Raw genomic sequence first — 18,896 nt, forward strand, 5'->3', positions numbered from 1 at the left:
CGGGCGCCGACTGTTCGGGTGCCGTCCGAGGTGCGACGCTGGGACGAGAGGTATCCGCCGAGGGAACTCGGGAGGGCACGATGGGACGTGACGTGCCGGCCCTGGTGTTCACGCGGGAGGATCGCCGCCGCTACCGGGAGAAGATGCACACCTGCCTCGATGTGCTGGCGCAGATGCTGCGCGAGTCGACCTTCGAGAGCGAGCGCCCCCAGGTCGGGCTGGAGATCGAGCTCAATCTGGTGGACGGCGACGGGCTGCCGGCGATGCGCAACACCGAGGTTCTCCAGGCGATCGCCGACCCCGCCTGGTCGAGCGAGCTGGGCCGCTTCAACCTGGAGATCAACATTCCGCCCCGGCAACTGACGACGGGTGGCCCCGGAGCCTGGGAACAGGCGATCCGCGACGCGCTCAACCACGCCGAGGAACGCGCCTCGGCCGTGGGTACGCACCTGATCATGATCGGCATCCTGCCGACCCTGGGGGAGGCGGACGTGGGCGAGGCCGCCCTGTCCGGCGATCCGCGCTACCGGCTGCTCAACGAGCAGATCTTCGCGGCCCGGGGCGAGGACCTGCGGATCACGGTGGACGGCGTGGAGCGCCTGTCGACGTACGCCGACACCATCACCCCCGAGGCCGCCTGCACCAGCACCCAGTTCCACCTCCAGGTCTCACCGAAGGAGTTCGCGGACTACTGGAACGCCGCCCAGGCCGTCGTGGGCGTACAGATCGCCCTGGCGGCGAACTCGCCCTTCCTGTTCGGCAAGGAGCTGTGGCGCGAGACCCGTATCCCCCTGTTCGAGCAGGCCACCGACACCCGCCCCCAGGAGATCAAGGCCCAGGACGTACGACCCCGGGTGTGGTTCGGCGAGCGGTGGATCACCAGCGTCTTCGACCTGTTCGAGGAGAACGTGCGCTACTACCCGGCGCTGCTGCCGCTGTGCGACGACGAGGACCCGCAGGAGATGCTCGACCACGGCGGCATTCCGCAACTGGGCGAACTGACCCTGCACAACGGCACCATCTACCGCTGGAACCGCCCGATCTACGCCGTCACCGGCAGCGGGCCTCATCTGCGCATCGAGAACCGGGTCCTGCCCGCCGGCCCCACGGTGGCGGACATCATCGCCAACGGCGCCTTCTACTACGGCCTGACCCGCGCCCTGGTCGACGAGGACCGGCCGGTGTGGACGCGGATGTCCTTCTCGGTCGCCGAGGAGAACCTCCACACCGCGGCCCGCGACGGCATCGACGCCCGCCTGTACTGGCCCGGCATGGGCGAAGTACCGGTCACGGAACTGGTGTTGCGGCGACTGCTGCCCCTGGCCCATCGGGGTCTGGAGCTGGCCGGCATCGACGCGGCGTGGCGCGAACCCCTGCTGGGCATCATCGAGCAGCGCTGCGTCACCGCCCGCAACGGTGCCCTGTGGCAGGCCGAGACGGTCCACCACCTGGAGAAGGGCGGCACCGCGGACCGGCAGGAGGCACTGCGGCGGATGACCACGACGTACATGGACTACATGCACCTCAACGCGCCCGCGCACACGTGGCCCGTGGACTGACCTCGCGCACGACGACGCGGATCAGCCGGCGTCGGGCCCCCTCCAGTCCTGCGCAGCCGTCAGCGGAACCGGAACGGGCTGCTGCGCCGAGGTCGTCAGCTCGATGCGTCGTGCCTCGGCCGACGAGCGGAGCAGGGCGCTCATCGTCTCCAGTACATGCAGGGCGAGATCGCCGTTCGCGCGCGGCGCCCGCTGCCCGTCGGCGGCGACGAAGTCGAGCAGACCGACACCCCGTGCGCCGTCGACGTAGCCCGCCGACGGCGGGAGTGTGTGCCACTGTTCGCCGCCGAGTTCGAAGAGCCGTACCTGACCGTCGAAGCGGTTCGGATCCGGAACCGCGAGGGTGCCCGCATCGCCGTGCACCTCGATCGGTGCGGCCGTGGTGGCGACGCCGTCGAAGCTCGTCGTGATCGTCGTCAGGGCCCCGCCCGCGTGCTCGAGCACACCGGAGACATGCGTGTCCACCTCGACCGGTATCCGCTCGCCCGCACGCGGCCCGGAACCGATGACACGCTCGGCACGCAGCCGGCCGGCCGCCCCGATCACGGCACGCACCGGACCGAGCAGGTGGATCAAGGACGCGAGATAGTACGGCCCCATGTCCAGGAGCGGGCCACCCCCGGGGGTGTAGTAGAAGTCGGGGTGCGGATGCCAGCGTTCGTGCCCCGGCGTGACCATCACCGCCGAAGCGAACTGGGGGCGCCCGATACTGCCCGCCTCCACGGCCGCCCGCGCCGTCTGGATTCCGGTGCCCAGGACGGTGTCCGGCGCGCAACCCACACCGACCCCTGCTTTCGCGGCGGCCTCCATCACGGCGTGTGCGTCGGCGAAGTCGGCGGCCAGCGGCTTCTCGCCGTAGACGTTCTTCCCGTGGCCGATGGCGCCGAGGGCGATCTCGGCGTGGGCCGCGGGGACGGTGAGGTTCAGCACCGTGTCCACGTCCGGGCTGCCCAGCAACTCCTCGACGGTCAGCGCCCGGACGCCGGGCCGTTCGGCGGCGACCGCGGCAGAGCGGGAGGCGTCGAGGTCGGCGACCGCGGTGACGCGCACGGCGGGATGTCCGACGAGCGTGTCCAGGTACGCGCCGGAGATGACTCCGAGCCCTACGACGCCGATGCGGTGCGCGTCGCCCACAGCATGCCCCTCTCGATGACGGTGCGCACGTTCGGGTTCCGCAGGACGTCCAGGTCGTGCCCCGGAGTCGCCACCACGACGCGCCCGGCACCCCACCGACGCGTCCAGACCGCCGGTGACGTGACCGGCCGATGCCAGGGCTGCCACGGCCGGGCGGGATGGGTGGTGGTGGCCAGCACGTCGATCAGGTCGTCGTGGAGCACCCAGTACTGCTCGGTGTGCAGCTCGAAGTCCTCGATGCCCGCCGTGATCGGATGTTCGCGGCCCAGCTCCGTGATGTTGACGACGTAGGGCAGGTAGTTGTCCTCCTGGCCCCCCTGACGTTCACACGGCTCCTTGCCCGGGTGGGTCGCGAACTGCCCGCCCACCAGGTGGAGATAGTCGGAGGAGGCCCGGAACGAATCGGCGATGCCGCCGTGCCAGCCGGTGAAGCCGGTGCCGGCCACGACCGCCGCGCTCAGCCCCGCCAACTGATCGGCCGTGATCTCCGCCATCGTGACGCACTGCACGACGAGATCGGTGCCGGCCATCTCGGCGCTGTCGGCGTACACGTCGGTCGACTCCTCGACCCGGACGGCGTATCCGCTGCTGCGCAGGAAGGGCAGGAACAGCTCCGTGGCCTCGACCGGCTGATGCCCCTCCCATCCGCCTCGGACCACCAGGGCGTTCTTCCGCGTCATCTCGTTGAATCACCGTTCCAGTGCCGACCCGTAGAACCGCTCCCTCACTATGCGCCGGTCGCTCGCGCACAGGAAGGGGTGCCGAGATCACGAAAGTTTCGCGTGGGCGCCGACCGTCCAACAGGCCGCGGTGAAGCGGACTTCCGAGCCGTGCACATACGGTTCGAACGCGGCGCGGACCGTTTCGACGACCCTTGCGCGGGTCTGTTCGTCCGCCTCGGGCAGCACCTGGCCGAGGGGACCGAGCCGGGTGAAGTAACCGACCAGCTCCCGCTCGGGCAGCGTGCAGACCACGTCGATCGGCCGGATGTCGATCCCGGACCACCCGCTCTCCTCCAGGATGCGGTGGACCCGGTCCGAGTCCGCGAACGCGAACTGTCCCGGCCCGTCCGGCCGGCGCGCGGGGAGATTCGGCAGGATCGGTGCCGCGGCGCGTTCGGCGGTCGTCATGAACGGATTCTCCGCGGGGCTCCGCCATGCGATGAACCGGAGTCCGGCCCCCTCCCCGGCGGCGCGCCGAAGATTCGCGAAGGCCTGGACGGGGTCGTTGAAGAACATGACGCCGAAGCGCGAGATCACGAGGTCGAAGGCGGCGGGTTCGAAGGCGTGATCCTGCGCGTCGGCGCGGACGAAGGACACCGGTGTGCCCTCCCGCTCGGCGCGCTTCCGGGCGGCGGTGATCATCGTTTCGGAAATGTCCACGCCGACGCAGTGACCCCCCGGACCGAGCCGTCGCGCGACGGCGACCGTGGTGCCGCCGGTGCCGCAGCCGACATCGAGCACGTGGCGTGCGCGCTCGGCGGACACCGCTTCGACGAGGAGGTCTTCGAACGGCCTGAGCACCTCGTCCAACACCCCCTGTGCCTCGACCCAGGCGTTTCCACCGGGCCCGTTCCAACGGGCCGCCTGCTCGTCGCCACTCCTGCGCTCGGCGTCCATGATCGTCTCCTGTGCTTGCGTTCCTCGGGCCTTGATGACAGCGTGCTACTTCAAGTCGACTTGAGGTCAAGTGAATGACAGACCTGGACATCGCCGAGGTGGCGCGGCGCGCCGGAGTACCCGCCTCGACGCTGCGGTACTACGAGGAAAAAGGGCTGATCGCCTCCACCGGCAGGCGGGGCCTGCGCCGTCAGTACGACCCCGGCGTGCTGGAGCGCCTGGCGCTGATCGCGATGGGTCGGACCGCCGGCTTCTCCCTCGACGAGATCGCGCACACGTTCGCACCGGACGGGCAGCCGCGCATCGACCGGCAGATGCTGGCGACCAAGGCGGAGGAGCTGGACCGCAGGATCCGCGAACTGGGCGTCCTACGGGACTCCCTGCGCCACGCCGCGGCCTGCCCCGCGCCGAGCCACATGGAATGCCCCACCTTCCGCCGCCTCCTCGCAGCCGCCGCGTCCGGCGCCGTCGCGGTGCCGAGGAGGCGGGTTCCGGGAGCCGCCGTGAAACCTCTGGTGGGGGAGGGGCCGTCGGATCCGACTCGAATCCAGGATCCGACTCGAATCCAGGACCCGGCCTAGATCCAGCCCTGCTCCCAGGCCCGGTGCGCGGCCGCATGCCGGGTCGGGGTGCCCAGCTTGGACATGGCCGCGGAGAGGTAGTTGCGCACTGTGCCGGGGGCGAGGTGGACCTCGGTGGCGATCTCGGCGATCGACGCGCCGGTGCGGGCGGCGCGCAGGACCTGCAGTTCGCGGTCGGTGAGGGGGCAGTCGTCCTCGGTCAGTGCGGAGGCCGCGATGTCCGGGTCGACGTAGCGGCGGCCGCCGGCGATGTCACGGATGATCTCGGCCAGTCGGGCCGCCGGGGTCGTCTTGGGGACGAAGCCGCGTACGCCTGCGGCCAGCGCCCGGCGCAGCACGGCGGGCCGGGCGTGCCGCGTCACCAGGACGATCCGCGTGGGCAGTTCGGCCCGGATCCCCTCGGCGGCGCGCAGCCCGTCGGTGGGCGGCATCTCCAGGTCGAGGACGGCGATGTCCGGGCGGTGCTCACGGGCCAGCCGTACCGCGTCGGTGGAGGTGGACGCCTCGGCGACGACAGTGAGGTCGGGCTCCAGCGCGAGCAGAGCGGCCAGGGCGCTTCTGAGCAGGTCCTCGTCGTCGGCGATCAGCAGGCGGATCATCGGGGGGCTCCGTCCGCGGGGTTTTGCGGTGGTGGTGCTTTTGGCGGTTGCGTTGGTTCTGGTGGGTTCGCCGGGAGGGCGGCCGTGACCGCGAAGCGTTCACCGTGGTGGTTCCAGGTCAACTTGCCGCCGGCCGCTCCCAGTCGCTCGGCGAGGGTGCGCAGGCCCGTGCCCTGCAGGGCGGCGGGCTGTACCTCGGCGGCGTCGTTGCTCACCCGCAGGTGGGCGAAGCCGTCCGCGATCCGGTAGTCGACCTCGGCGTGCCTGGCCCGGCTGTGCCGGAGCACGTTGGTGGTGGCCTCCCGCATCACCAGGCCGAGGAGGTGGCGGGCGGAGTCCGTGAGGCCGGTGGTCGCGGCATCGGGGTCGACGGCCATCCGCGCGTCGATGTCGGCGGCGGCCAGCACCCGCGTCGCGTTGGCGATCTCGTCCTCCAGAGTCGTTCGACGGTACCCCTGCACCACGGCCCGGGTGTCGCTGAGGGCGTCCGCCGCCAGCCGCCGTATCTCCTTCAACTCCGCGGCGGCGCGCGCCGGATCCTGCTCGACCAGCCGCGCCGCCAACTCGCCCTTCAACGCGATCACTTGGAGGTGATGGCCCTGGATGTCGTGCAGGTCGGCGGCGAACCGCAGCCGTTCCTCCCGGATCGCCAGCTCCGCCTCCAGTCGCCGCGCCTCGTGAAGCCGACGTGCCGTGTCCCAGGCCCACAGCGGGCCGAGCGTCACCCAGGCCGTGAAGGCGACCAGCCCGGCCGGGAACAGCGCGGCGTACGCCAACTCCCCGTCCCCCTCGACCAGGCTGACCACACCCCCGGGCAGCGATGCGAAAGCCACGGCGCCCGCGATCAGCAACCGCCTGCGGTACGGCGGGAGGTACGTCGCGAGGATCGCCACCACCAGCGCGGGCGCGACCGGCCACAGCCCGTAGTTGCGCAGGGCGAGGGGGAACGCCGCCAACGCGACTCCGGCGCCTGCCGCGGCGATCAGCAGGCCCGCGGGCGGTGCGCCGGGGTGCGTGTCCGTCACCGGGAGGAGCGCCAGTCGCCGGCTCAGCAGTACGACGCTCGCCCACACCTCGACCGCCAGAGCGGCGGCGGCCGGCACACGGGCCCACAGCGGGACGTCGCCGTCGAGGACCCACTCGCCGACGAAGACGGCAAGGACGCACGCGGTCATGCCCGGCACGGTCCACCAGGTGTAGCGGCGCAGGCTCGTCAGCCCCGCCGCCCCGCGATCGATCGACTTGTCCCCCACCCGGTCATTGTGGCCCAGGCCGCATGACAAATGTCATGCGAGGACGTGACAACACCACGCCCGCGCACGCGGATTCGGCACTACTGGCAGGCTTCCCCACGGCCCAGCCTGGAGGTGTCGGCGGATACCCCGCCCCGGTACCGAAGGAGAGCCGTCATGCAGGCACCCCACCCTCACGCGACCACTCACGCGACGGCCGAGCGCCCGCACCCGGCCGGCGTGCTCAAGCGGCGCTGGCCCACGGCCCTGGCCGTCGTGGTCGTCGCCCTCAACGTGCTCGCATCCGGCTCCGAGGACGTGGCCGACGCCGTCGGCGGTTTCGGGGAGACCCTGCCGTTGCTGCCGCTGATCTACCTGGTCGTGCATCAGATCGGAAAGCCGCAGGCCACGTGGCCGGTGCTCGGGGCCGGGCTGGTGGCCGTGTTCGCGCTCCCCCTGCAGGACGTGGTCGCCCCGTCGAGGGTCCTGGTCGCCCTGGCCTTGGTCCTCCTGGCCTGGGGCGCCGTCCGCGGGACACCGCACGGGCGTGCCACGTTCGGGGCGCAGGCCGTGGGCGCGCTCGTCTTCTGCGGGCTCGCGCTGGGCGGGCTGGCGGTGGATCCCGACCTGGGCCGCCATCTGCTGGCGGCCGGCTGGTTCTTCCACGGCGTGTGGGACTTCGTGCACCTGAGGCTCGGCAAGGTCGTCTCCCGTACGTTCGCCGAGTGGTGCGGTGTCATCGACGTACTCGTCGCCGTCCAACTGCTCTTTCTGGTCTAGTCGGCACGAAGAACGGCCAAGAAGCGCCGGGGCGGGGCCCGTAACCGGGCTCCGCCCCGTACGTTGCCCCCAGTGGTCTCTCCTGTCCGACCGCCAACTCCGCGCACTGGGAGCCCTCTTGGACACCGAAGACACCTCCGGCGCCCTCCGTTCCGGCCCGCTCTCCCGCCGCAGATTCCTCCAGGCCACCGCTACCGCCACCGCCGCGGCCACAGGGCTCGCCACCGCAGACACGCCGCTCGCGGCCGCCGCCTCCGATACGACCACGGCCTCCGATACGACCACCACCCTCTCCTTCACGGCCGCCACCGGCGGTTCCGCGACCCTCGCCCCGTCCGGCGACCGGCTCGTCGCCGAGGTCCAGAACGTGCTCTGGTCCGTCCCGCGCAAGGGCGGCACCGCCGTCCCGCTCACCCCGCCCGGCCTCGAACCGACGCGCCCGCAGTTCTCGCCCGACGGCAGCCGACTCGTCGTGTGCGCCTACCGCGGCGGAGGCTTCCACCTCTGGACGCTGCGGCCCGACGGCACCGGCCTGCGGCAGCTCACCGACGGACCGTGGGACGACCGGGGCCCCGCCTGGTCGCCGGACGGCACCCGGATCGCGTTCGCCTCCGAGCGCGGCGGCGACACCGTGACCGGCGCCCCGTACCGCATCTGGGTCGTGGACGTGCGCACCGGCACACCGACCCGGCTCACCGGGCGCCCCGGGCAGCAGGGCCCCGGACAGGACGGCCGCTGGGAGGACTTCGACCCGGCCTGGTCGCCCGACGGGGAGCGGGTGCTCTTCGTGCGGGCCACCGTCACCGACACGGGCACGCTCCGCGCGGCCACCCTCGCGTCGGTGGCCGCGGACGGCTCGGGCCCGGTCACCACCGAGCACACCGACGACTCCGGCGCCCAGCTCATGACCCCCGCCGTCTCGCCCACCGGGCGCCTGGCCCACCTGCGCACCACGCCCTCGCCCGCGGCCTCCTGCACCCTCGTGGTGGACGGGAAACCGGTCGCCGTGGAGGGCGATGTCCTCCCCGCGCCGCCCCGTTGGGCGCAGGGCGAGCGGCTGCTCCTGACGGTCGACGGACACTTCCGCCTGCTCGATCCGGACGCGCCGGGCAGCGACGAGGAGATCCCGTTCACGGCCACGCTGCCCGTGCACCGCCCTCGCTACCGAGCAAAGGCGTACGACTTCGCCGGCGCCGGCACCCGCCCCGTCCGCGCGCTGCATTTGCCCGCCCTGTCACCGGACGGCCGCAGTGTCGCCTTCGCCGCGCTCAACGCGCTGTGGACCGCCGGCACGACGGGCGGCCGAGCTCCCCGCAAGGTGCTTCAAGTCCCCTCCACCCGCTACGTGTTGGCGCCGACCTGGACGCCCGACGGCACGGCACTGGTGTACGCAGACGACCGCGACGGGCTGTTCGCCGTACGGCGCCGCGACCTCGGCTCCGGCGTGGAGACCGTGCTCGCCGAGGGCGGCCGTGCCTTCCCCGCCCTCTCACCCGACGGGACGCGGCTGGCCTGCCTGGACATGTCCGGCAACCTCGTGGTGCGCGACCTGCCCGACGGTGCCGAACGCGTCGTCGCCGCACCCCTCGGCGCGGGCGGGCTGCCCGGCCGCCCCAGCTGGTCGCCCGACGGCCGGTACGTGGCGCTGTGCGACCGCAACCGCCTCAACCAGCGCTTCCGCGAGGGCTACAACCTCATCCGCGTCGTCGACACGACCACCGCAACGGCCGCGCTGCACGCCCTCGCCCCCCACACCTCGCTCTCCGACCGCTACGACTCCGGCCCCGTCTGGTCCCCGGACGGCCGCTGGATGGCCGTCATCGCCGAGTCGGCACTGTGGCTGCTGCCCGTGCGGGCCGACGGCACCCCGGACGGCGAGCCCCGCCGGCTCACCTCCGAACCCGCCGACCACCCCTCCTGGTCCGCCGACGCCCGCACCCTGCTCTACCTCTCCGCGGGCACGCTGCGCCTGATCGACATCGGCAGCGGCAGGACTCGTACCGTCCGCGTCCCGCTGCACCACCGCAGACCGCGCCCGGCCGACACCGTCGTGCACGCGGGCCGCCTCTGGGACGGAACCGGATCCGAGGTCCGCGAGGACATCGACGTCGTGATCCGCGAAGGCCGGGTCGCGGAGGTCTCCCCGCACCGCGCCGGCCGCCCGGCCGCGCGCCGCGTCGACGCGAGCGAGCGCACCGTGATCCCGGGCCTGTGGGACGCGCACACCCACCCCTGGCAGACCACGTACGGCGGCCGCCAGACCGCGCTCCAACTCGCGTACGGCATCACGACGGCCGTCTCGCTGGGCGGCTTCGCCTACGAGCAGGCCCGCATCCGGGAGGCGGTCGCCGCCGGTGCCCTCGCCGGACCCCGGCTGCTGACCACCGGCGAACTCCTCGACGGGGCGCGGGTCGCCTACAGCATGGGCCGCGCCCACCGCACCCGCGAGGGCCTGCGCCGTTCGCTGGCGCGCGGGGCGGCGCTGGACTGGGACTTCGTGAAGACGTACGTACGAGCCCCGGGCTGGGTGATGAAGGAGGCCGCAGACTTCGGGCACCAGCGGCTCGGAGTACGCAGCGGCAGCCACCTGTGCACCCCGGGTGTGCAGCTGGGCCAGGATCTGACGACCCATCTGCAGGCAACGCAGCGACTGGAGTTCGGGCACGCCACCTCCGGGACGGGCCGCGCCTACCAGGACGTCGAGGAGATCTACACCGCCACCGACTTCCACCTCGTCGCCACCCCGTTCACCGCGCTACCCCTGCTCGGCGCCGACCCCGCGCTCGCGGACGACCCCCGCGTCACCGCGCTCATGCCGCCGTGGGACACCGCGCTCGTACGCCAGCAGGCCGGACAGCCACCCACCGACGCCCAACTGGCCACCCTGGAACGCGAGATGGACGTCTACCGGCGGATCCTCGCGGGCGGCGGCCTGGTCGCGCTCGGCACCGATCAGCCGCTCGTCCCGGTCGGGCTGCACCTGCATCTGGCCCTGCGCGCCCTGCACCGTGCCGGACTCTCCCCGGCCGAGGCCCTGCGCACCGCCACGCTGCTGCCCGCCCGCGTCTTCGGTGCCGAGGCCGACCTGGGCACGGTGGAGGAGGGCAAGCTCGCCGATCTCACGGTCGTGGACGGAGACCCGTTCACCGACTTCGCCGCACTGATCCGCACGGCGGCGGTCCTTCGCGGCGGCGTCCTCTTCGAACAGGTGGATCTGGTCGATGCCTTCGACAGCGCCGGCAAGCGGCATGCGGAGGAGGAGTGGCTGGAGGTGAGCCGCCGTATGCGCCGCGAGGGGTGCTGTGAACCCTGAGCGGGTCATGGTTCACACACACTTCCTGGACATCTGCGCAAGAGCATCACTCGGGCTGCACACAGCCTGTCCAAAGCGTCGTTAGCGTTCTGGCCATTCGATCACGCGCGCTCACGGAAAGACCGCAGATGGACTACTGCTCCTCGTGCCGTCGGCATCTCAACGGTGCCCTCGTGTGCCCCGGGTGCGGCGCCTACGCCCCGGACATCGCTCCCTCCGCGGTAGCGGGCCCCACCGTGTCGGCCCTGCCGGGCGCGGCGGTGAACGGAGTGACGGCGTGGGAGGCACCCGCCGACGACACCTGGTACGACGGCTATTTCCGGGACGAGGCGGCTCCGGCGGGGCACTTGGACGACACTGCGCCCATCGCCCCGGCCGCCGACGTGGAAGGCGTCCCCGCGGCCCCGCAGGGCCGGGCGGCGCGGCGTCGCCAGCGGGCCCGCTGGAAGAAGAACCAGCGCCGGGCCGTGGTCGCGACCGCCGTGGCACTCGTCGGAGGCGGTCTGACCGTCTCGGCGATGGAGCGGGGGGCCGCCGACAAGACCCAGGCGGCGACCGCGCCGGAGAATCCGAAGACGGCGGCCGCCGAGCAGCAGGCCACGGAGCTCACCCGTCCGGTGTCCACGCCGGCGGGCATGTACCGGTCCCCGCGCACCGGCACGACTCCTCCATCGCATCTGACCCCGACCAGCGCCTCGCGTTCGCAGGCCGTGCCCGACGCGCGCACCGCGCCCCAGGTCACCCGACCGGACGCCGCCCCGACTCCCACTCCGACGGCGCCGTCGGTCCCGCAGTCGCAGGCCGCCACGCCGGCGTCCGGGGGAAGCAACGCCGACGACAGCGGCGGCACGGCGGCCGAGCAGGAGCAGTCGCAGACTCCCACGGCGACCGAAGGCTCGGACACCGGCTCCGGCAGCGGAACGTCCACGTCACCGACGAGCCCCGCACCGGAAGAGACCTCACCGGCGCAGCTCTGCGTGCTCAACCTCGTCTGTCTCTGAGGCCGCCGGGGCACTGACCTGATCGCCGGACCGCACGCCACCTGAGATCGTCGTCACGCTCCCGCATCCCCACACAACTCCGTGGATGCGGTCATGCTGGAAGAAGCCGGATGCCAGACCCTGGCAGCGCACGGCACCAGCAGAGCAGGACGTCGCCCTCAGGAAGGAACAGAGTCCATGGTCGAGCAGGACGAGCGCTTCGATGTCGTGGTCCTCGGAGCGGGTCCCGGCGGCTATGTCGCCGCCATCCGCGCCGCCCAGCTGGGCAAGCGGGTGGCGGTCGTGGAGGAGAAGTACTGGGGCGGCGTCTGTCTGAACGTGGGCTGCATCCCCAGCAAGGCACTGCTGCGCAACGCCGAACTGGCGCACATCTTCACGCGCGAGGCGAAGACCTTCGGCATCAAGGTGGACGGGCAGGTCACGTTCGACTTCGGCGAGGCGTTCCGCCGCAGCCGCAAGGTCGCCGACGGCCGGGTCAAGGGCGTCCATTACCTGATGAAGAAGAACAAGATCACCGAGCTCGACGGCCGCGGCACCTTCCTCGATCCGCACACCCTCCAGGTGGCCGGCTACGACGGCGACACCCGCACCATCGGCTTCGACCACTGCATCATCGCCACCGGCGCCACACCGAAGCTGCTGCCCGGTACCCGGCGCAGCGCGCGCGTGGTGACGTTCGAGGAGCAGATCCTGGCCGAGGAACTGCCGCGCTCGATCATCATCGCGGGCGCCGGCGCGATCGGCGTCGAGTTCGGGTACATCATCCACAACTACGGCGTGAAGGTCACCATCGTCGAGTTCCTGGACCGGATGGCCCCGCTGGAGGACGCCGAGGTCTCCGCCGAACTCGCCAAGCAGTACCGCAAGTTGGGCATCGACGTGCTGACCTCCACCCGCGTCGACACCGTCGACGAGTCCGGCGAGCAGGTGCGCGTCACCGTCACCGGCAAGGACGGCGCCCAGCAGGTCCTGGAGGCCGACAAGGTGCTCCAGGCGATCGGCTTCCAGCCGAACATCGAAGGCTACGGCCTGGACAAGACCGGCGTGAGGGTCACCGAACGCGGCGCGATCGACGTCGACGGCCGCTGCCGTACCTCCGTCCCGCACATCTTCGCCATCGGCGACGTCACCGCGAAGCTGATGCTCGCGCACGCAGCCGAGGCGATGGGCGTCATCGCCGCCGAGACCATCGCGGACGCCGAGACGATGGAGCTGGAGTATGTGATGATCCCGCGCGCCACCTACTGCCAGCCGCAGATCGCCAGCTTCGGCTACACCGAGGCGCAGGCCCGTGAACTGGGCTACGACGTCAAGGTCGCCAAGTTCCCCTTCACCGCGAACGGCAAGTCCCACGGCCTCGGCGACGCGACCGGCTTCGTGAAGCTGATCAGCGACGACACGCACGGCGAACTCATCGGCGCCCACCTCATCGGCCCCGACGTCACCGAGCTGCTGCCCGAACTTACCCTGGCCCAGCAGTGGGACCTGACCGTCCACGAGGTCGCCCGCAACGTCCATGCCCACCCGACCCTCGGCGAGGCGGTCAAGGAAGCGGTGCACGGCCTCGCCGGACACATGATCAACTTCTGACGGTTCAGCCGTCGGGCCACCAGCGGGCCGCCGCCCAGGCGAATGCGTAACCGAAGCTGTTGACCGCCCAGTGCAGGGCCATCGGGGCCAACAGACTGCCGGAGCGGCGGCGCAGCTCGCACAGGACCACCCCGGCGGCGGCCGTGGCGGCGATCGCCACGGCGACCGTCGGTGCCACCCCCGCCGGGCCGTCGCCGAAGACTGAGGCGACGGCCGCGTTGGACCGGTTGATGCCGCGGGACGGCAGCAGGTGCCAGAACCCGAACAGCACCGACGACACGCCGGTGGCCCAGCCGGTGCCGTGCCGGCGTCGGATCATGGCCCACAGCACGCCGCGGTTGTTCAGCAGGTTCGCGGCGGCGAGTGCGGCGACAGCACATACGATCGGCATCCGGGTTCCAGGATCTCCCGTCGCGGTCCTGCCCGCGGCCCTCTCCGGTCCGTGCGCGGTCGTGTCCGGCCAACTGGCCGTCCGCGCACCGACCCGGCGTCGGAAGCAGTCCCCCAAGCACCTCACCCATACGGCCGACCACTCGTCCGCACGGCCCGCCGGCACCGCCGGCCCGCACCTGTGGCGCCGTGCCGCCCCGTTGAGCATCCTCGGTGGTACCGCGTCCCCAGGGAGGCCCCACCCATGCCGGCCAAGAAGCTCACCGTCAACCGCGCCGCCCTCGGCCATCGCCTCGCCTACGCCCTGCGCCACCCCGACCGCGTGCCCCGCCATCTGGCCCGCACCGCCCGGGACATGTGGCTGCGCCGCCGCCATCCGGACCACGTCTCCTACTACCGCGCCGTGATGCGCTCCGACACCCGGGCCGACCCGGACGCGGCGGTCGGCAGCCACAGCCGTGAGCGGTGGCTGGCGCTCGGGGCCATGCAGTTCGACTACCTGCTCGGCCACGGGCTGCGCCCCGAGCACCGGATGCTGGAGATCGGGTGCGGCAACCTGCGGGGAGGCTGGCGGTTCATCCGTCACCTGGAGCCCGGTCACTACTACGGCATCGACATCTCGCCCGACATTCTCTTCGCCGCGCAGGACACCGTCGTGGAGATGGGCCTGCGCGGGCGCCTGCCCACGCTGACCCCGGTGCGCGACCTGAAGCTGCGGTTCCTGCCCGACGCCCACTTCGACGTGGTGCACGCGCACAGCGTCTTCTCGCACTCACCGCTCCCGGTCATCGAGGAGTGCCTGGCCAACGTCGGCCGGGTACTGGCACCCGGCGGCTGGTTCGACTTCACCTTCGACCGCACCGAGGGCGAGGAACACCACGTACTCCGCGAGGACTTCTACTACCGCACGGAGACACTGCTGGCGTTGGCGGAGAAGCACGGACTGCGGGCCCGTTTCATGGCGGACTGGGAGGAACTTCCGCACGGCCAGTCCAAGATCCGGGTCACCCACGCGGCGTAAACCGATTCCCCGTCAGTAGCCCACCCGTCACCCGCGAGTAGGTCATCTGTCCCGGACTCTTGACTCGTCGTCCGCCAGTGGCCATCCTCGTCGCACATCTTGCGAGGTCATGACAATCGACCCCGCCATCCCGCCGACCGAGGGACGTGGGCTGTGACCAGTGCCGGACGCCCGTACCGCAGACGCAAGAACGTCACCGTTGTGTCGCTCCTCCTGCTCGTGCTCTCCATCGCGCTCGGCCCCACGCCGAGTTCGGCGGCCGGAACCGACTGGTGGAACCCGACCGCACGGCCCGCGCCGGACTCCCAGATCAATGTCACGGGGGAACCCTTCACCGGCACCAACGCCAAAGGCGAGGTGCGCGGGTTCGTCGACGCGCACAACCACCTGATGTCCAACGAGGCCTTCGGCGGACGGCTCATCTGCGGCAGGACGTTCTCCGAGGCCGGCATCGCCGACGCGCTCAAGGACTGCCCCGAGCACTACCCCGACGGCTCGCTCGCGATCTTCGACTTCATCACCAACGGCGGTGACGGCCGCCACGACCCGGTCGGCTGGCCCACCTTCAAGGACTGGCCCGCCCACGACTCGCTGACCCACCAGCAGAACTACTACGCCTGGGTGGAGCGGGCCTGGCGCGGCGGCCAGCGCGTCCTGGTCAACGACCTCGTCACCAACGGCGTGATCTGCTCCGTGTACTTCTTCAAGGACCGCAGCTGCGACGAGATGACGTCGATCCGCCTCCAGGCGAAGCTGACGTACGACCTCCAGGCCTACATCGACAAGATGTACGGCGGCACCGGAAAGGGCTGGTTCCGCATCGTCACCGACAGCGCGCAGGCCCGCCAGGTCATCGAGCAGGGCAAGCTGGCGGTCATCCTCGGGGTCGAGACCTCCGAGCCCTTCGGCTGCAAGCAGATCCTGGACATCGCGCAGTGCAGCAAGGCCGACATCGACAAGGGCCTGGACGAGCTGCACGCGCTGGGCGTGCGCAGCATGTTCCTGTGCCACAAGTTCGACAACGCGCTGTGCGGGGTCCGCTTCGACGAGGGCGGGCTCGGAACGGCCATCAACGTCGGCCAGTTCCTGTCGACCGGCACCTTCTGGAAGACCGAGAAGTGCACCGGCCCGCAGCACGACAACCCCATCGGCGGTGCCGCGGCGCCCGAGGCCGAGGAGAAGCTCCCGGCCGGTGTGGAGGTCCCCTCGTACAACGCGGACGCCCAGTGCAACGTCCGAGGGCTCACCGAACTCGGTGAGTACGCCGTGCGCGGCATGATGAAACGCAAGATGATGCTGGAGATCGACCACATGAGCGTCAAGGCCACCGGCCGGGTGCTCGACATCTTCGAGTCCGCGTCCTACCCCGGCGTGCTCTCCTCGCACAGCTGGATGGACATGGACTGGACCGAACGGGTCTACGGCCTCGGCGGTTTCATCGCCCAGTACATGCACGGCTCCGAGGGCTTCGTCGCGGAGGCGAAGCGCACGGAGGCCGTACGCGACAAGTACGGCGTGGGCTACGGCTACGGCACCGACATGAACGGCGTCGGCGGCTGGCCGGGACCGCGCGGAGCGGACGCGCCGAACAAGGTCACGTACCCCTTCAAGAGTGTCGACGGCGGCTCCGTCATCGACCGGCAGACCACCGGCGAGCGCACCTGGGACCTGAACACCGACGGCGCCGCCCACTACGGCCTCGTCCCGGACTGGATCGAGGACATCCGCCGCGTCGGCGGCCAGGACACAGTGGACGACCTCTTCCGGGGCGCCGAGTCCTACCTCGACACCTGGGCGGCCTCCGAGAACCACCAGGCCGGGGTGAACCTCGCGAGCGGCGCGACCACGTCGGCGAGCTCCTCGGAGTGGAGCCTGTTCACCAGCTACCAGCCGCACCGGGCCGTCGACAGCGACAGCGGAACCCGCTGGGCCAGCGACTGGAACGACGACCAGTGGTACGAGGCCGACCTCGGCTCCACCCACCTGGTCAAGCGGGTCACCCTCGACTGGGAGCGCGCGTACGGGAAGTCGTACCGCATCGATCTCTCCACCGACGGTGTGAACTGGCAGACCGCCTGGTCCACGACCTCCGGCGACGGCGGCCTGGACACGGCGAGATTCACCGGCACACCGGCGAGGTACCTACGCATCCAGGGGCTGGAACGCGCCACCGACTGGGGCTACTCCCTCTACGAGGTCGGCGTCCACAGCAGCTGACACCCACGAGAGGGGTTCCATGGCACGGTTGCCGTCAGCCGAGCGGCGGCGACAGCTCACCGAAGCGGCGATCAGGGCGATGACCCGGGACGGCGTCCCCAGGACGACGACCCGGTCCATCGCCGCCGAGGCAGGCGTTTCGCTGAGCGTCTTCCACTACTGCTTCGACTCCAAGCAGGAGCTGATCGAGTCCGTCATCACCACCATCACCGAGCACTACGTGTCGGTGGTGAAGGAGGCCATCCGCCCCAGAGCCACCCTGGAGGAAACCGTCCGGGCCGGCTTCCAGGCGTACTGGGACCATGTGCGCGCCCACCCGGACGAGCACATGCTCACCTACGAACTGACCCAGTACGCCCTGCGCCAGCCCGGCTTCGAGCACCTGGCCCGACGGCAGTACGAGCTCTACGCCGACACCTACGCCGACCTCATCGACCAGCTCCGACACACCATGGGCCTCCGCCTCCACGTGCCCGTCCCCGTCCTGGCCCGCTACCTGGCCGCCATGACCGACGGCCTGACCCTCAACTTCCTCGTGCTCGGCGACGAAGCGGCCTGGAACGACATCCTCGACACGGTCATCGCCCACATCGCCGGGCTGGCACGCGAAAGCTGACGGGGAGGTCATCCGCGTACGGCGGTCCGGTCGCGGGCCGGTTCCGCCGTGCCCGGTGCGTCCCGCCGGAAGAGCCAGCGCATGTCGGGCTCCACCACGAAGCGCAGGGCGCGCCGGACGGGTGGCGCGCACAGCGGGGTCACGACCGCGGCGGCGACGAGGGTGACGACGACCGCGCCGAGCGGGCGCTGGATCCAGGCGGGGTCGTACCAGCCCCAGTACTTGGAGCCCTGGGCGACGAAACCGTGCAGCAGATAGCCGTAGAGCGTGCCCGCGCCCAGCACGGTGCACCACATCCGCCGCCCGGGCACCCAGGCGAGGAAACAGGCCACCAACACCAGCGAGCAGACGAACAGGACCGGCGTCATCACGACCCCGTACCACGCGGGCGCGCCCAGCTGCTCGGCGCTGTCGCGGTGGTAGAACCAGCCGCCGGTCATCCGTGGCACGGCCCAGTACGCCACCACGAACGCGCCCGCGAACACGGGCACGGCCGCGATCCGTACCGAGCGGCGACGGACCAGCCGGAAGTGCTCCGGCTTCAGGGACAGCCCCAGCACGAAGTACGGCAGGAACTGCAGGGTGCGCTGAAGATCGAGGTCGTTGCCTATGGACGGGGAGAGGGTGGCCAGCACCGCGAGCACCAGCGCGAGCGGCACCGGCAGGCGCACCCGCTGCCACAGCGGCGTGGTCAGCCGCCACAGGAACAGCGCCGCCAGGAACCACGTCAGATACAGCGGGTCCAGCAGGCTGACCGGGCGGTCCGGCTCCTGGTCGGTCCACCTGGTGAAAAAGGTGTACGCCGTCTCGAAGACGACGTAGGGGACGACGAGACCGGTGACCAGCCGCTTGAGCTGTTCGGGGCGGCCGTCGAAGCTGCGGGAGAAGTACCCCGAGATGACGATGAACGCCGGCATGTGGAAGGCGTACACGAGCATGTACAGCGCGCTGACGGTCCGGCTGCCGTCCCGCAGCGGCTCCCACGCATGGCCCACCGCCACCAGCACGATCGCCGCGTACTTGGCGTTGTCGAAGAACGCGTCCCGCTTCTTCGAAGGCGCAGGTGACTGCGCCGTGGCACGAGCGGGAGCGGTGTCCACCGCCCCGCTCACCACACGGCCCCCTGGGCACCACGGGGGAAGCCCGCGCGCTCGCACGCGGGTCTTTCGGACGTGACGGCTGTGACGATGTGCTGAGACATCCCACGCGCCTCACCACTTCCGGGCGACGTAAACCTCTGCAGG

At 71.2% G+C, this 18,896-nt stretch carries 16 protein-coding genes; 9 read left to right on the forward strand and 7 right to left on the reverse strand.

The genetic code is table 11. From position 1 onward, the window contains the following. Positions 1-80: 80 nt before the first annotated feature. Positions 81-1,559 (forward strand): glutamate-cysteine ligase family protein, encoded by a 1,479-nt coding sequence (locus ADL12_RS29695; RefSeq protein WP_062707106.1) that lies wholly within the window; start codon positions 81-83, stop codon positions 1,557-1,559. 21 nt (positions 1,560-1,580) lie between these two features. On the opposite strand, the gene ADL12_RS29700 is transcribed toward ADL12_RS29695, so the two are convergent. From ADL12_RS29700 to ADL12_RS29710, 3 genes are all read right to left on the reverse strand, one after another. Further along, positions 1,581-2,693 (reverse strand): Gfo/Idh/MocA family protein, encoded by a 1,113-nt coding sequence (locus ADL12_RS29700; RefSeq protein WP_062707108.1) that lies wholly within the window; start codon positions 2,691-2,693, stop codon positions 1,581-1,583. Next, positions 2,663-3,373, reverse strand: coding sequence for a ThuA domain-containing protein (locus ADL12_RS29705; protein ID WP_062707111.1), 711 nt, complete (start codon positions 3,371-3,373; stop codon positions 2,663-2,665). Before ADL12_RS29705 ends, ADL12_RS29700 begins: the two co-directional genes overlap by 31 nt. 87 nt (positions 3,374-3,460) lie before the next feature. Next, complete coding sequence (locus ADL12_RS29710; RefSeq protein WP_062707113.1) at positions 3,461-4,312, reverse strand: class I SAM-dependent methyltransferase; 852 nt, start codon at positions 4,310-4,312, stop codon at positions 3,461-3,463. A gap of 74 nt (positions 4,313-4,386) precedes the next feature. Between ADL12_RS29710 and ADL12_RS29715 the strand changes: the two genes are divergently transcribed. Next, on the forward strand, positions 4,387-4,893 hold the full coding sequence (locus ADL12_RS29715; protein ID WP_079052349.1) for a helix-turn-helix domain-containing protein: 507 nt from the start codon (positions 4,387-4,389) through the stop codon (positions 4,891-4,893). On the opposite strand, the gene ADL12_RS29720 is transcribed toward ADL12_RS29715, so the two are convergent. Continuing rightward, positions 4,890-5,492: a response regulator transcription factor gene (locus tag ADL12_RS29720; RefSeq protein ID WP_062707115.1), complete on the reverse strand. Its 603-nt coding sequence runs from the start codon at positions 5,490-5,492 to the stop codon at positions 4,890-4,892. The genes ADL12_RS29715 and ADL12_RS29720 overlap by 4 nt on opposite strands. Then, entirely contained in the window at positions 5,489-6,745 is a 1,257-nt protein-coding gene (locus tag ADL12_RS29725) for a sensor histidine kinase (RefSeq protein ID WP_062707116.1), read from the reverse strand. Before ADL12_RS29725 ends, ADL12_RS29720 begins: the two co-directional genes overlap by 4 nt. A 156-nt stretch (positions 6,746-6,901) precedes the next feature. On the opposite strand from ADL12_RS29725, the gene ADL12_RS29730 reads away from it, so the two are divergent. The 4 genes from ADL12_RS29730 to lpdA all read left to right on the forward strand — a co-directional run bounded on the left by ADL12_RS29730 (position 6,902) and on the right by lpdA (position 13,408). Then, positions 6,902-7,504: a hypothetical protein gene (locus tag ADL12_RS29730; protein ID WP_062707118.1), complete on the forward strand. Its 603-nt coding sequence runs from the start codon at positions 6,902-6,904 to the stop codon at positions 7,502-7,504. A gap of 118 nt (positions 7,505-7,622) precedes the next feature. Further along, on the forward strand, positions 7,623-10,817 hold the full coding sequence (locus ADL12_RS29735; protein WP_062707120.1) for an amidohydrolase family protein: 3,195 nt from the start codon (positions 7,623-7,625) through the stop codon (positions 10,815-10,817). Positions 10,818-10,945: 128 nt separating this feature from the next. After that, positions 10,946-11,818, forward strand: coding sequence for an SCO2400 family protein (locus ADL12_RS54305; protein ID WP_062707122.1), 873 nt, complete (start codon positions 10,946-10,948; stop codon positions 11,816-11,818). A 177-nt stretch (positions 11,819-11,995) separates the two neighbouring features. Continuing rightward, complete coding sequence (gene lpdA, locus ADL12_RS29745) at positions 11,996-13,408, forward strand: dihydrolipoyl dehydrogenase (RefSeq protein WP_062707124.1); 1,413 nt, start codon at positions 11,996-11,998, stop codon at positions 13,406-13,408. A gap of 4 nt (positions 13,409-13,412) precedes the next feature. Here the strand turns inward: lpdA and ADL12_RS29750 are convergent, their stop codons facing one another. After that, a complete protein-coding gene (locus tag ADL12_RS29750; protein WP_244188100.1) occupies positions 13,413-13,799 on the reverse strand; it encodes a CPBP family intramembrane glutamic endopeptidase in 387 nt (128 codons plus the stop codon). Positions 13,800-14,042: 243 nt separating this feature from the next. Here ADL12_RS29750 and ADL12_RS29755 point away from each other — a divergent pair, with 243 nt between their 5' ends. The 3 genes from ADL12_RS29755 (at position 14,043) to ADL12_RS29765 (ending at position 17,652) form a co-directional block, all read left to right on the forward strand. Further along, positions 14,043-14,819, forward strand: a complete 777-nt coding sequence (locus ADL12_RS29755; protein ID WP_062707126.1) for a class I SAM-dependent methyltransferase — start codon at positions 14,043-14,045, stop codon at positions 14,817-14,819. 153 nt (positions 14,820-14,972) lie between these two features. Further along, the gene (locus ADL12_RS29760; protein WP_062707128.1) at positions 14,973-17,036 is read left to right on the forward strand and encodes a galactose-binding domain-containing protein; all 2,064 of its coding nucleotides are present in this window, start codon (positions 14,973-14,975) and stop codon (positions 17,034-17,036) included. A 19-nt stretch (positions 17,037-17,055) separates the two neighbouring features. Then, positions 17,056-17,652, forward strand: coding sequence for a TetR/AcrR family transcriptional regulator (locus ADL12_RS29765; RefSeq protein ID WP_062707130.1), 597 nt, complete (start codon positions 17,056-17,058; stop codon positions 17,650-17,652). Positions 17,653-17,660: 8 nt separating this feature from the next. On the opposite strand, the gene ADL12_RS29770 is transcribed toward ADL12_RS29765, so the two are convergent. Beyond that, entirely contained in the window at positions 17,661-18,764 is a 1,104-nt protein-coding gene (locus tag ADL12_RS29770) for an acyltransferase family protein (protein WP_425265158.1), read from the reverse strand. Between the last annotated feature and the right edge of the window lie 132 nt (positions 18,765-18,896).

This window comes from Streptomyces regalis, assembly GCF_001509475.1.
Taxonomy (GTDB): domain Bacteria; phylum Actinomycetota; class Actinomycetes; order Streptomycetales; family Streptomycetaceae; genus Streptomyces; species Streptomyces regalis.

What these genes read in the sequence shown, in the direction of transcription:
- ADL12_RS29730 (WP_062707118.1), top strand. Translation starts at nt 6,902, where the DNA reads ATGCAGGCACCCCACCCTCACGCGACCACTCACGCGACGGCCGAGCGC.
- ADL12_RS29720 (WP_062707115.1), bottom strand. Translation starts at nt 5,492, where the DNA reads ATGATCCGCCTGCTGATCGCCGACGACGAGGACCTGCTCAGAAGCGCC.
- ADL12_RS29705 (WP_062707111.1), bottom strand. Translation starts at nt 3,373, where the DNA reads ATGACGCGGAAGAACGCCCTGGTGGTCCGAGGCGGATGGGAGGGGCAT.
- lpdA (WP_062707124.1), top strand. Translation starts at nt 11,996, where the DNA reads ATGGTCGAGCAGGACGAGCGCTTCGATGTCGTGGTCCTCGGAGCGGGT.
- ADL12_RS29750 (WP_244188100.1), bottom strand. Translation starts at nt 13,799, where the DNA reads ATGCCGATCGTATGTGCTGTCGCCGCACTCGCCGCCGCGAACCTGCTG.
- ADL12_RS29695 (WP_062707106.1), top strand. Translation starts at nt 81, where the DNA reads ATGGGACGTGACGTGCCGGCCCTGGTGTTCACGCGGGAGGATCGCCGC.
- ADL12_RS54305 (WP_062707122.1), top strand. Translation starts at nt 10,946, where the DNA reads ATGGACTACTGCTCCTCGTGCCGTCGGCATCTCAACGGTGCCCTCGTG.
- ADL12_RS29755 (WP_062707126.1), top strand. Translation starts at nt 14,043, where the DNA reads ATGCCGGCCAAGAAGCTCACCGTCAACCGCGCCGCCCTCGGCCATCGC.
- ADL12_RS29765 (WP_062707130.1), top strand. Translation starts at nt 17,056, where the DNA reads ATGGCACGGTTGCCGTCAGCCGAGCGGCGGCGACAGCTCACCGAAGCG.
- ADL12_RS29715 (WP_079052349.1), top strand. Translation starts at nt 4,387, where the DNA reads ATGACAGACCTGGACATCGCCGAGGTGGCGCGGCGCGCCGGAGTACCC.
- ADL12_RS29710 (WP_062707113.1), bottom strand. Translation starts at nt 4,312, where the DNA reads ATGGACGCCGAGCGCAGGAGTGGCGACGAGCAGGCGGCCCGTTGGAAC.